12 protein-coding genes and 1 pseudogene are annotated in these 11,111 nt (G+C 65.4%); all 13 read left to right on the forward strand.

What is annotated here, in order from left to right:
* Positions 1-697: beta-ketoacyl-[acyl-carrier-protein] synthase family protein (locus ABYV89_RS09960; protein ID WP_432822802.1), on the forward strand; the 697-nt coding region annotated here is incomplete at its 5' end.
* The gene (locus tag ABYV89_RS09965; protein ID WP_432822803.1) at positions 690-953 is read left to right on the forward strand and encodes a phosphopantetheine-binding protein; all 264 of its coding nucleotides are present in this window, start codon (positions 690-692) and stop codon (positions 951-953) included. The genes ABYV89_RS09960 and ABYV89_RS09965, both read left to right, overlap by 8 nt.
* A gap of 66 nt (positions 954-1,019) precedes the next feature.
* Positions 1,020-1,766 (forward strand): lysophospholipid acyltransferase family protein, encoded by a 747-nt coding sequence (locus tag ABYV89_RS09970; protein WP_432822804.1) that lies wholly within the window; start codon positions 1,020-1,022, stop codon positions 1,764-1,766.
* Positions 1,767-1,783: 17 nt separating this feature from the next.
* Complete coding sequence (locus ABYV89_RS09975; protein ID WP_432822805.1) at positions 1,784-3,100, forward strand: phenylacetate--CoA ligase family protein; 1,317 nt, start codon at positions 1,784-1,786, stop codon at positions 3,098-3,100.
* A 127-nt stretch (positions 3,101-3,227) separates the two neighbouring features.
* On the forward strand, positions 3,228-4,826 hold the full coding sequence (locus ABYV89_RS09980; protein WP_432822806.1) for an HAL/PAL/TAL family ammonia-lyase: 1,599 nt from the start codon (positions 3,228-3,230) through the stop codon (positions 4,824-4,826).
* 1 nt (position 4,827) lies between these two features.
* Positions 4,828-5,262 carry a 3-hydroxyacyl-ACP dehydratase gene (locus ABYV89_RS09985; RefSeq protein WP_432822807.1) on the forward strand — a complete coding sequence of 145 codons (435 nt, stop codon included), beginning with the start codon at positions 4,828-4,830 and terminating at the stop codon, positions 5,260-5,262.
* Positions 5,259-5,885 carry an outer membrane lipoprotein carrier protein LolA gene (locus ABYV89_RS09990; RefSeq protein WP_432822808.1) on the forward strand — a complete coding sequence of 209 codons (627 nt, stop codon included), beginning with the start codon at positions 5,259-5,261 and terminating at the stop codon, positions 5,883-5,885. The genes ABYV89_RS09985 and ABYV89_RS09990 overlap by 4 nt, the downstream gene beginning before the upstream one ends.
* 9 nt (positions 5,886-5,894) lie before the next feature.
* Positions 5,895-8,258 (forward strand): MMPL family transporter, encoded by a 2,364-nt coding sequence (locus ABYV89_RS09995; protein ID WP_432822809.1) that lies wholly within the window; start codon positions 5,895-5,897, stop codon positions 8,256-8,258.
* Complete coding sequence (locus tag ABYV89_RS10000; RefSeq protein ID WP_432822810.1) at positions 8,258-8,929, forward strand: hypothetical protein; 672 nt, start codon at positions 8,258-8,260, stop codon at positions 8,927-8,929. The genes ABYV89_RS09995 and ABYV89_RS10000 overlap by 1 nt, the downstream gene beginning before the upstream one ends.
* Positions 8,919-9,305: a 3-hydroxyacyl-ACP dehydratase FabZ family protein gene (locus ABYV89_RS10005; RefSeq protein WP_432822811.1), complete on the forward strand. Its 387-nt coding sequence runs from the start codon at positions 8,919-8,921 to the stop codon at positions 9,303-9,305. Before ABYV89_RS10000 ends, ABYV89_RS10005 begins: the two co-directional genes overlap by 11 nt.
* The gene (locus tag ABYV89_RS10010; protein WP_432822812.1) at positions 9,302-9,763 is read left to right on the forward strand and encodes an acyl-CoA thioesterase; all 462 of its coding nucleotides are present in this window, start codon (positions 9,302-9,304) and stop codon (positions 9,761-9,763) included. The genes ABYV89_RS10005 and ABYV89_RS10010 overlap by 4 nt, the downstream gene beginning before the upstream one ends.
* Positions 9,760-10,890: a beta-ketoacyl synthase N-terminal-like domain-containing protein gene (locus tag ABYV89_RS10015; protein ID WP_432822813.1), complete on the forward strand. Its 1,131-nt coding sequence runs from the start codon at positions 9,760-9,762 to the stop codon at positions 10,888-10,890. The genes ABYV89_RS10010 and ABYV89_RS10015 overlap by 4 nt, the downstream gene beginning before the upstream one ends.
* Positions 10,884-11,111 (forward strand): annotated as a pseudogene (locus ABYV89_RS10020) (beta-ketoacyl synthase N-terminal-like domain-containing protein); the annotation flags it as partial. The gene ABYV89_RS10015 and the pseudogene ABYV89_RS10020, both read left to right, overlap by 7 nt.

The raw sequence follows: 11,111 nt of genomic DNA on the forward strand, positions 1-11,111 counted from the left end.
CATGGGTAAGCAGGAGATGATGCTTTGCGGCGGTGCCGATGAATTTCATCCTCTTACAGCGGCGACTTTTGATGTGATGAATGCCGGCTCGATCGGCTACAACCAGCAGCCGGAATCTACCCCGCGGCCCTTCGACCGGGATCGTGACGGGGTGGTCTGTGCCGAGGGATGCGGTATCCTGCTGCTCGAATCCCTCGATTCGGCCCGCCACCGTGGCGCGACCATTCTGGCTGAACTGACCGGTTTCGCTACGGTCTCAGCGCCGACCAACATCGCCCATCCCGATGCGGCGGCCATGGCGCAATGCATGCGGCTGGCCCTGGCCGACGCGGGCACTGACGTGGATGCGGTCGATTATGTCAACGCTCATGCGACGGGCACCGACCACGGTGACATTGCCGAAAGCGAGGCGATTTTCGAGCTTTTCGGAGGCCGGGTGCCGGTCAGCAGCCTCAAGGGCCACATTGGCCATACCATGGCAGCCAGTGGATCGCTGGAGCTGGTGGCCGTGATCGACATGATGCAGCGGGGCCAGCTGATCCCGACTCGCAACCTCGACCAGGTCGATCCGGGCTGCGAGCAGATCCGCCACGTGATCGGTCTGGAGCCGGCGGAGCTGAACGTGGCTATCAAGAACAACTTCGCCCTCGGGGGCGTCAACTCTTCGATTGTGTTAAGGAGATACCAGAATGACTGACCAGGAAATCATCGAGCGGATCAATACCTCGCTGGCCGAGGAGTTTGAGCTCGAGTTGGACGATATGAGACCTGAAGCAAATATTTACGGAGAACTCGGGCTCGATAGTCTCGATACCGTGGACATGGTCATCGTGCTCGAGGCGGCGTTCAAATTCAAAATCCGCGAGGAGGCGGCGATCCGTGAAATCCGCACCTTGGGGGACATTCACAAGTTTGTTATTGCAAAGACTCGGCAGCAGCAAGGGGCCGAGTAAGCGGATGGTGAAGTGAGGGACGTGGCATTACATCCGGTGACGACAGCAGGCATGACAGGATTGCGAATGATGACTGTTCTCATGAACCTGACGGCCTACCCGCTGATGGTTCTCTGGACCCTGTTCGGCATCCTCAGTTTTACGCCTTTATTTCTCCTCTGGAAACTGGCGACCCGCTGGCCGGCCGAACGGATCATGCGCCACTTCGTCTGGCTTTACGGGCGTGGCTGGCTGCTGATCATGTCCCCTTTTGTTCGTTTTGAACGCGACGGTCTCAAGGCGGATAAATTCAATGCCCCGGCGATTCTGGTGGTCAATCACCTGTCCTTTTTCGATACCTACTGCATGGCTCTGCTCCCTTGCTTTAATGTCAATTTCGCCGTGCGGGCCTGGCCGTTCAAGATGTTTTTCTACTCATTTTTTATGCGTCTGGCCGGTTATCTTGATGTGGAAAGCCTCGATTGGAATGAATGCCTGATTGCCGGCCGGCGTATTCTGACGCAGCCGGCACTGCAACTTTTTTTTCCTGAAGGACACCGTAGCCGCGACCGGCAGTTGCAGCGGTTCTATTCCGGGGCCTTTCGGCTGGCGACGGAAACCGGAACAAAGCTGGTTCCCCTGTGCATCACTGGCACCGACACCTTGCTTCCGCCGGGGCGCTGGTGGTTGCAGCCGGCCCGTATCCGGCTGCGGGCGCTGGACCCGGTGGATCCGGCAGATTTTCCCGGCCCGACCGGCCATGTTGCGATGCGTAAGGCGGTCAAGCAGATGATGCAGCAGAATCTGGATGAAATGAGCGGCATGATCCGCTGATGGTTGCAAGGAACGCGATGTTCGAAACAGGCCCTACGTCCAACCTGGAATTCAATTCGCCGACAGCTATCGGGGAAGCGCAAAATCTTCTGTTGCGCCGGCACCTGGCCTATCTCGCGGAACATTCCCCGTTTTACCGGCGGCGGTTTGCCGAAGCAGGGATCGACCTGGTCGATGTTGCCGGGTTGGCTGACCTGTCTCGGCTTCCGATGACGAGCAAGGAAGACCTCGAGCGGCACAACGCCGAGTTCCTCTGTGTCGCACCGGAGCAGATCGTCGATCTCTGCCTGACCTCGGGGACCACCGGGCACCCGGTGGCCATGCACCAGACCCGCAGTGACCTGGAACGGGTCGGCTATAACGAGGAGATTTCCTTTCGCGCTGCCGGGATCACCGCAGCCGACCGGGTGCTGATTGCCGCCGCCATCGATCGTTGCTTCATGGCCGGACTCGCCTATTTCATCGGTCTGACCCGTATCGGCGCCACGGTGATCCGCGGCGGTTCGAGCAGCATTGCCATGCTGGAGGAACTGACCGTCCAGTACCGTCCCACCGCCGTGGTCGGAGTGCCGAGCCTGCTGCTGGTGCTGGCTGAGCGCTTGCGGGCCCGCGGAGACGATCCGCGCCGGCTCGGGGTGCAACGGCTGATCTGCATCGGCGAGCCGGTGCGCAGCGCCGATCTTTCCCTGTCGCCCCTCGGCCGTCGTCTGCACGAGTCCTGGGGCGCAGAGGTCTTCGGTACCTACGCCAGCACCGAAATGGCCACCGCTTTCGCCGACTGTGAAGCGGGGCGGGGCGGCCATGTGCATCCGCAGCTGATGATTGTCGAAATCGTCGACGAGGCCGGCCAGCCGCTGCCGTCGGGAGAGCCCGGCGAGGTGGTGGCGACCCCGCTGCAGGTGACCGGCATGCCGCTGCTGCGCTTCAGGACCGGCGACATCGCCGTTCTGCATAGCGACCCCTGCGCCTGCGGCCGCAACAGCTGGCGGCTCGGGCCGGTGCTCGGGCGCAAGGCGCAGATGCTCAAAGTGCGCGGCACCACCCTCTATCCGCCGGCGATCCAGGCGGTACTGCAGGAAATTCCGGAGATCCGCGGCCACTACCTCGAGGTATTCGACGAATTCGAACTGTCCGACCGCATCCGGGTGGTGGTCGGCTGCAGCGATCCGTCTCTCGACGCCGGTGAGCTCGCCGAACGGATCGCCGCCCGCACCCGGGTCAAGCCGGAGGTGGCCATCGTCGCCCCGGAAGAGGTGGCCCGGCGCACCCTGCGCGAGGACAAGCGCAAGCCGGTGACCTTTTTCGATTTCCGCAAAGGTGGCCCGGCAGTTTGACCCGAACACCCTTTGCCACAGAGGCACAGAGACACAGAGTTTTTATAATCTTAAAGGTTTCGACTTTCTCTGTGCCTCCGTGTCTCTGTGGCCAGAAATTTTTCAACGGAAAGCGAGTAACAGCATCATGTCCCAGCGTCCCACCGTCATTCTTACCGGCAACGATCTGAGCATCGCCGACATCATCGCCATCGGCATCGGCGACAAGCAGGTCGCCCTCGATGCCGCCGCCCTCGAGCGCTGCGCCGCCAGTCGCACTTTTCTCGAAGAAGAAGTGGCCGCGAAACGGGTCATCTACGGGGTCAACACCTCTTTCGGGCCGATGTGCAACAAGATCATCAGCGACAACGAGATCGAGGCGCTGCAGGTCAACCTGATCCGCAGCCACGCCGCCGGCCTCGGCGAGCCGATCAAGGATTATATCGCCATCGCCATGCTGGCGGTACGCCTGAACACCCTGGTCAAGGGGTACAGCGGGGTCCGCCTCGAACTCCTCAACTTCATGGTGCAGCTGATCAACCGCCGCATCGCCCCCTATGTCCCCGAGTGCGGCAGCGTCGGCGCCTCCGGCGACCTGATCCACCTGGCCCACCTGGCGCTGGCGATCATCGGCGAAGGACAGGTCTTCTACCACGGGCAACTGCGCGGGGTGGCCGAAGTCTACCTTGAGCTCGGCCTGACCCCGATGCGGCTCTCTTTTAAGGAGGGGATCGCCCTGATGAACGGCACCAGCGCCATGACCGCGCTGGCCGCCTTCGCCCTGTTCGGGGCGCAGAAGCTGCTCAACATCGCCTGCGTCACCGGCGCCTTTTCGCTGGAAATCTTCGGCGGCATCGATGACGCCTTCGACGAGGACCTGCACCGGGTCAAGCCGCACCCCGGCCAGCTGTCGGTGGCGGAGACCATCCGCAGCCTCTACCGGGGCTCGGGCAACATCACCCTGCGCAAGGACATGCACGAGCGCATCCGCGGCCAGCAGACCGAGGGGCTGGTCTTCGAGACCAGCATCAACGTGCAGGATGTCTACTCGATCCGCTGCACCCCCCAGGTGCTGGCCCCGGTGGCCGAGGCGATCGAGATGGCGAGGCGCACGGTGGAGACCGAGGCCAACTCCTCCAACGACAACCCGATCATCATCCCCGAGCAGAAAAAGATCATCCACGGCGGCAACTTCCACGGTCAGAGCATCGGCTTCGTCATGGATATGCTGTGCATGGCGATCGCCACCCTCTGCAACCTGTCGGAGCGGCGCATCAACAAGCTGCTCGACAAGAACCTCAACGAAGGGCTCCCCGAGTTCCTTATCCCCGGCACCATCGGCCTGACCATGGGGTTCATGGGGGCCCAGTACCTGGCCACCTCGACCACCGCCGAAAACCGCCAGCTGGCCGGGCCGGTGAGCACCAACAGCATCTCCTGCAACGCCTCCAACCAGGACGTGGTCAGCATGGGGACGGTGGCGGCCCGCAAGGCCTTCCGCGCCATCAGCAACGCCAAGCACGTGGTTACCCTCGAAGTGCTGGCCCAGCTGCAGGCCTTCTCCTTCCGCAACGCCGACAAGCTGGGGCTGGCGACCGGGCGCATCTACCAGGTCCTGCAGGAGCAGTTCGAGGTCTACGACAACGAGCGGATCTTCCACCAGGACCTGGTGACCTTCCGCAAACTGCTTTTCTCCAGCCAGCTTTTCGACGACCTGTCGGTCTACTGGCAGGCGGAGGGCAACTGAAATGGACCTGGCCTTGCCGCTTCCCGCGGAACAGCTGATGCCGCACCGGCCGCCGATGCGGCTGGTGGAAAGGCTGGTCGCTTATGCCGGCCAGGAGGGGGTGGTCGAAGCAATGGTGGCGGCCGACGACCTGATGGTCGCCGGCGACGGCCGGCTCGACGAGGTCGCCCTGGCCGAGCTGCTGGCCCAGGCCTACGCGGTGGTCAAGGGGTACGGAGACAGCCTGTCCGGAAACCCGGTGCGCGAAGGTTTTCTGGTCGGCATCAGGGACGTGGTCTTTGAGCGGGCGGTCTTTGCCGGCGACCAGTTGCGCATCGCGGTCCGCACGGTGGCCGCTGTCGAGGGTTTTGCCGTGGCCGAGGGGGAGGTGTGGCGAGGGGACGAGCAGGTTGCGCATGGCTCGCTGAAACTCTGGATTCCCGAGGTGGACGCATGAAGCGGCTGGTTCTGCTGCTGGCGCTGCTGCTGGCCTGGAGCGGCCCGGTTCTGGCCGCAGAGGATCCGGGGCTGGCCCTCGACCGAATCCTCACCGAGCTGGAACGCTCGGCGGCCGGCATCGAGACCCTGGCCAGCGATTTCGTCCAGGAAAAGCACCTGGAGATGTTCCAGGAAACCCTGGTCTCCCGCGGCCGCTTCTATTTTTCAAAACCGGACAAACTGCGCTGGGAGATGACCGAACCGGTCGCCTCCGGCTTTCTGCTCAATGGCGACAGCGGCCAGCGCTGGCACGAGCGGGCCGGCGCCGCCGTCCCCTTCGACATCGCCCGGGAGCCGGGAATGCGGCTGATCGCCGAGCAGCTCCTCGCCTGGGCCCGGGTCGACATCGTCTGGCTGGTGCAGCAGTACCGCATGACCCTGGTGAGCGAGACGCCGGTCACCCTCAAGCTGGTTCCGCTGCAGGCGGGGGCAGAAGCGTTCCTCGATTACCTGCAGATCAGCTTTGATCCGCAGCGGCGCCATGTCGAAACCGTCGAAGTGCATGAACCGGGCGGCGACAGCACCCGGATTGTTTTTTCGGGGACCGAACTCAACCAGCCCCTCGATCCGGCACTGTTCTAGGAAGGCCCGATGTTCTTTTCCGCCCTCTACCGGCTCTTCGCCCCGCGGCGAGCCCTCCTCTACACCCTGACCCTGCTGCTGCTGGGGGCCGGGCTGGCCGGACTGACCCGGCTGGAGGTACGCGAGGACATCGAGGCGATGCTCCCCGACGACACCTCACAGGTGGCCGATGACTTCCGCCGCCTGCAGCAGGCTCCCTTCGCCCGCAAGGTGTTGATCAGCCTGCGCGGAGGCCAGGCCACCGGCACCTTAACCCTGCTCGAAGCGGCCGACGGCCTAGCGACCGCCCTGTCGCCCGAGTTTTTCGGCCGGGCGGTCACCGGCCCGGCGATGCTTGATGACAGCCGGCTGCCGGAGTGGCTGGAGTCCAGCCTGCCGCTGCTGCTGGGGGGGGACGACCTGCAGCGGATCGCCGACGGGCTCACCCGAGAGCGGGTGCAGGAGCAGCTTGAAGAGGATTACCGGCGCATGCTGTCACCGGAAGGCTGGCTGCTCAAGGGGACGATCCGCCGCGACCCGCTCGAGCTGCGCAACCTGGGGCTGGAAAGGCTGCGCTTCGTCAACCCGATCAGCAAGACCCGGCTGCAGGCTGGCCATTTCCTCAGCGCCGACGGCCGCAGCGCGCTGATCATCGCCGACACGTCGGTGGCGATTACCGATTCCGGCGGCGGCGCCAGGATGCTGGAGCAGTTCCGGCAGGCGGCCGACGGGACGCTGCCGCAGGGAGTCGAAGCCAAGCTGATCAGCGGTCACGCCTACACGGTGGCCAACGCCGAAGCGATTCAGCGCGACCTGTTCGTGGTGCTGACCGCCTCGACCCTGGGACTGGCTCTCCTCTTCCTGGTGTTCCTGCGCAGCTGGCGGGCGCTCTTTGTCTTTCTGGTGCCGGTTTCGGTCGTGGGGCTGGCGGCGGTGGCGGTCTCCTGGTGCTACCCGGCGGTTTCCGGGGTGACCCTCGGTTTCGGCGCGGTTCTGCTCGGGATCGCCGTCGATTTCGGGCTGCATGTCTATTTCGCCCTGCGCCAGAGCGGGGGGGAGCCGGAAGCCGCCCTGGGCCGGGTTTCCCGGCCGGTGCTGTTCGGCGCCCTGACCACCCTGGCCGGCTTTGCCGTTCTACTCAGCTCCAGCCTGCCGGGGCAGCGCCAGCTGGCGGTCTTTGCCATGACCGGCATTGCCGCCGCCCTGCTGCTATCGCTGATCGTCCTGCCCCACCTGGTGGCCAATCGGTGGAGCTCGTCGCCACGGCGGCTGTACCAGAGCCTGACGGCGGCCCCCCGGCGCAAGCCTGGCCTGCTGCTGGTGTTCTGGCTGGCGGCCATGATCGCCTGTTCCTGGAAAATCGCCGAGGTGCCGATCAACGGCGAGCTGCGCAGCCTGAGCCTGATCCCTGCCGAACTGCTGGCGGCCGAGCAGGAACTGCAGCAGACCTGGGGCAACCTGCGTTCGATGGCCATGGTCTTCGCCGAGGGCGGGAACCTGCAGGAGGCCCTGGCGGCCAACGACATGCTGTTCGAACTGCTGCGGCGGGAGCTTCCAGAGGCCCCGGTGGTCAGCCTGGCGGCGCTGCTTCCTTCGACCTCGACCCAGGCCGCCAACCTGGAGCGCTGGCAAACTTTCTGGCAGCAGCGGGACGAGTCGACCCGCCGATTGCTGCTGCAGGCCGGCGAATCCCGCGGTTTTTCCGCGGCGGCATTTGACCCGTTTTTCGCCGAGCTGCAGCGGCAGCCCGAGCCGGTGACGGCGGCAGCTCTGCGGCAGCTCGGCCTTGGCGATCTGCTTGACGCCCTGCTGCTGGAAAACGGTGACGGAGTGCAGCTGGTGACCCTGGTCCCCGACACCCCCGAGGTCGCGGCCCTCCTGAACGGCGAAGCGGCCTTGCCGCCCGGAATCCACCTGGTTTCCCAGGCCCGCTTCGGCCGGGAAGTCGGCAACGCCATCCGGGCCGACTTCCTGCGCTTCATCACCCTGGCCGGGGGGGCGGTCGTGATCATGGTCTCCCTGCTGCTGCGCCGGCCGGGCCGGATTCTGCTGGCGCTGCTGCCGGTGGCGACCGGGCTGGTGGTGATGCTCGGCACCATGGGCTGGCTGGGGATGGAGTTCAACCTGTTCAATATCGTGGCGACCATCCTGGTGATCGGCCTCGGTGTCGATTACGGCATTTTCATGGTCTGCCGGGGAGAACCGGGCGAGGATGGAGCGACCCGGTGGGCGGTGCTGGTGGCCGGGCTGACCACCCTGGCCGGTTTCGGCGCCCTGGTCTTCGCCGAGCACCCGGCGCTCCATTCCATCGGCACCACGGTGCTGCTGGGGATCGGCGGGGCGGTGCCGACGGCGCTGCTGGTGGTGCCGGCGCTGCAGCGCGAGCGCCTGTGATGGTTCGAAGCTTCTGCGCCTCTCTGCTGCTGGCGGTGCTGCTGGGCGGTTGCGCCGGCATCCCCTTCGAGGCGCCGGTTCTGGGTCCGACCCGCCAGCTGACGGCGGCGGAGCTGCTTGAACCGTTCTGGCTCGGTGAGGCGGCGACTTACCGCATCCGCCAGTCAGGGCTGTTCCAGTTGCGCGGCATGAAGCTCCCCATCGAGGGATTCATGGAGCTCGACGCCGGCAGCCGCTATGCCCGGCTGGTGGCTCTTGAAGGGATGGGGCTGAAACTGTTCGACCTGACCGTCACGGCGGATACGGTCGAGGTGCATCACCTGCTGCCCGACCTGCGCCGGCATCCCGGCCTGGCCGAAGCGGTGGCCGACAGCGTGCGGCGGATTTTTTTTCTGCCGCAGCCGTCGTCGGCCGACCGGCTGGAGATCGCTTCGCGGGATTATCGTCTGCGGCGCTCGGGAAGTGATGAGGTCACATTTGTTTTCGGCGGCGAACCGCCGCTGCTGCTGGAGAAGCGCAGCCAAGGGCCGTCTGGCGACTGGCAGGTCGGCTATTACCAGTACCGGGAGATGACGGGACGTTTGATTCCTGAGGGGATTTTTCTTCAAGACCGGCGGGCGGGCTACACGCTGACCCTTTGGCTGGAAAGTGTGAAATCCATTGAAAAGTAAATTAAAAAGAGCCGTCGAGGCGAGATCCGTCGGCACCCAGCAAGCAGACGACGGGGGGGATGCCGTCGGCAGTTTCCGCTTTGCCGCCGATTTTCCCGGTTTTGCGGGACATTTTCCTGCGTACCCGGTGCTGCCGGCAGTGGTCCAGGTGCTCACCGCCCAGGTCGTTGTCGAGCAGCTCCTGGGCAGGCCGCTGATCATGCGGCGGCTTGAGCGAGCCAAGTTTCTCAAGCAGGTGCGTCCCGGGCAAACCCTGCAGGTGGTCTGCCGGGAGCGGCAATCTGGCGGTCGCCGGGTCTGGGACGCCCGCCTGACCGCTGACGGCGAGCCGGCGGCAACCTTCTGGATGACCCTGGCCGAGGAGAACGAAGGATGAAAAAAGCCTATTTCCCGGCCCGGCCGGGCGATCCGGCACCGTTGCGCACGACTGTTGAGCGGGTGGTGCGTTTTGAGGAAGTCGATCCCCTGGGCATCGTCTGGCACGGGCGCTACCCGAGTTATTTCGAGGACGCCCGGGTCGCTCTCGGCGAAAAATACGGCATCGGCTATATGGATATCTATGACCAGGGAGTGCTGGCGCCGGTGAAGAAGATGCACATCGATTACCACCGGCCGCTGCGCTTCAGCGAGCCTTTCACCATCGAGGGGATCCTCCACTGGTCGGAGGCGGCCCGCCTTAACCACGAATTCATCATCCGCGACCGCGACGGCCAGCTGGCCACCACCGGTTACACGGTGCAGATGCTGATGGATACCAAGGAAAACGTGCTGCTGCTGCACCCTCCGTTCATCCAGCAGTTCCTCGCCCGCTGGCGGGCCGGAGAACTGGCATGACCTCCGTCTGCGTGGTCGATGCGGCGGTGGTGACCGCCTTCGGTGACGGGCTGGATCCCCTGTGGGACGGGCTGCTGGCCGGGCGCAGCGCCATTGCCCCGCTGCACCGCTTCGCCGTCGACCGCTACCAGAGCCAATTAGCGGCCTGCGTGCCGGAGCTGAGTTCTGCTGCCGGCGAATCAAGGATTGTGCCCCTGCTCGAGCGGCTGCTGGCGCAGCTGGGACCGGTCCCGGCCGACTGCAGGGTGCTGACCGCGACCACCAAGGGGGGGATCGACAGCCTGGAAAAACTGCGCCGTGGCGAAGTCTGCCAGGCGGATGCCGTGCTGCCGGGCGATCTGCCTGCACGGGTCGCCGTGCGAATGGAATTGGCCGATTCCGGGCTCAATATCAACGCCGCCTGTGCCTCCTCGACCCTGGCGTTAGCCCGGGGGGCGGCGCAGATCGCCGCCGGCGCTGCCGAGGCCGTGCTGGTGGTCGGCATCGACCTGGTCAGCGAGTTTGTCTTTTCCGGCTTTTCCTCGCTGCAGGCCCTCTCGGTCGCCGCCAGCCGTCCCTTCGATGCGCAGCGCAGCGGCCTGACCCTCGGCGAGGGGGGCGCCGCCCTGCTTCTGATGAACGAAGAGCGCGCCCGCCGCGACGGCCGTTCGGTCCTCGGCCGGGTGCTCGGCTGGGGGAGCGCCAACGACGCCAACCACATCACCGCGCCGGCGAGAGACGGCTGCGGCCTGGTCGACGCCGTCGGCCGGGCCCTGGCAAAGGCCGGCCTTTCCGCGGACGCCGTTGCTGCGGTCAGCGCCCACGGCACCGGCACCGTCTACAACGATGCCATGGAGTTGACCGCCTTCGGCCGCATTTTCGGCGGGCGGCGACTGCCGGTCAACTCGGTGAAAGGGGCGCTCGGCCATACCCTGGGCGCGGCCGGTGCCATCGAGGTGGTGCTTGGATTGCGGAGTCTGGCCGAGCGGCAGCTGCCGCCGACGGTGGGGCTCATCGAACCTGAAGAGGCGGGGCGCGGCCTGGTCGCCGCGGTCTCCCAAGGCTTTGCCGGCGACTGCCTGCTGTCGACCAATTCGGGCTTCGGCGGGGTCAACGCCGCCCTTGTCCTCGGGGGGGCGCCATGCTGAGCGCGCGAATCAGCGGCATCGGCTGGGTTACCGCCGGAGGCTGCGGCCAGGGACGGCAGCGGCAGGATTTCGCCCTGACTGCCGGCGAGCTGCCCACCCTTTCACGGGCCGACGTCTTCGCCCAGCCCGATCGCCGCTTCGGCCGGATGGATCCTTTCTCCCGCCTCGGGCTGGCGGGGATCGCCTTCGCCCTGCGCGACGCCGGGATGGAGGCTTGGCAG

Source organism: Trichloromonas sp., from assembly GCF_041583255.1.
GTDB lineage: Bacteria > Desulfobacterota > Desulfuromonadia > Desulfuromonadales > Trichloromonadaceae > Trichloromonas.

Bases quoted from the DNA above. Each gene is read 5' to 3' on its own strand.
- ABYV89_RS10015 (WP_432822813.1), top strand. From the start codon at position 9,760: ATGACCTCCGTCTGCGTGGTCGATGCGGCGGTGGTGACCGCCTTCGGT.
- ABYV89_RS10000 (WP_432822810.1), top strand. From the start codon at position 8,258: ATGGTTCGAAGCTTCTGCGCCTCTCTGCTGCTGGCGGTGCTGCTGGGC.
- ABYV89_RS09980 (WP_432822806.1), top strand. From the start codon at position 3,228: ATGTCCCAGCGTCCCACCGTCATTCTTACCGGCAACGATCTGAGCATC.
- ABYV89_RS09990 (WP_432822808.1), top strand. From the start codon at position 5,259: ATGAAGCGGCTGGTTCTGCTGCTGGCGCTGCTGCTGGCCTGGAGCGGC.
- ABYV89_RS09985 (WP_432822807.1), top strand. From the start codon at position 4,828: ATGGACCTGGCCTTGCCGCTTCCCGCGGAACAGCTGATGCCGCACCGG.
- ABYV89_RS09970 (WP_432822804.1), top strand. From the start codon at position 1,020: ATGATGACTGTTCTCATGAACCTGACGGCCTACCCGCTGATGGTTCTC.
- ABYV89_RS09975 (WP_432822805.1), top strand. From the start codon at position 1,784: ATGTTCGAAACAGGCCCTACGTCCAACCTGGAATTCAATTCGCCGACA.
- ABYV89_RS09995 (WP_432822809.1), top strand. From the start codon at position 5,895: ATGTTCTTTTCCGCCCTCTACCGGCTCTTCGCCCCGCGGCGAGCCCTC.
- ABYV89_RS10010 (WP_432822812.1), top strand. From the start codon at position 9,302: ATGAAAAAAGCCTATTTCCCGGCCCGGCCGGGCGATCCGGCACCGTTG.
- ABYV89_RS09965 (WP_432822803.1), top strand. From the start codon at position 690: ATGACTGACCAGGAAATCATCGAGCGGATCAATACCTCGCTGGCCGAG.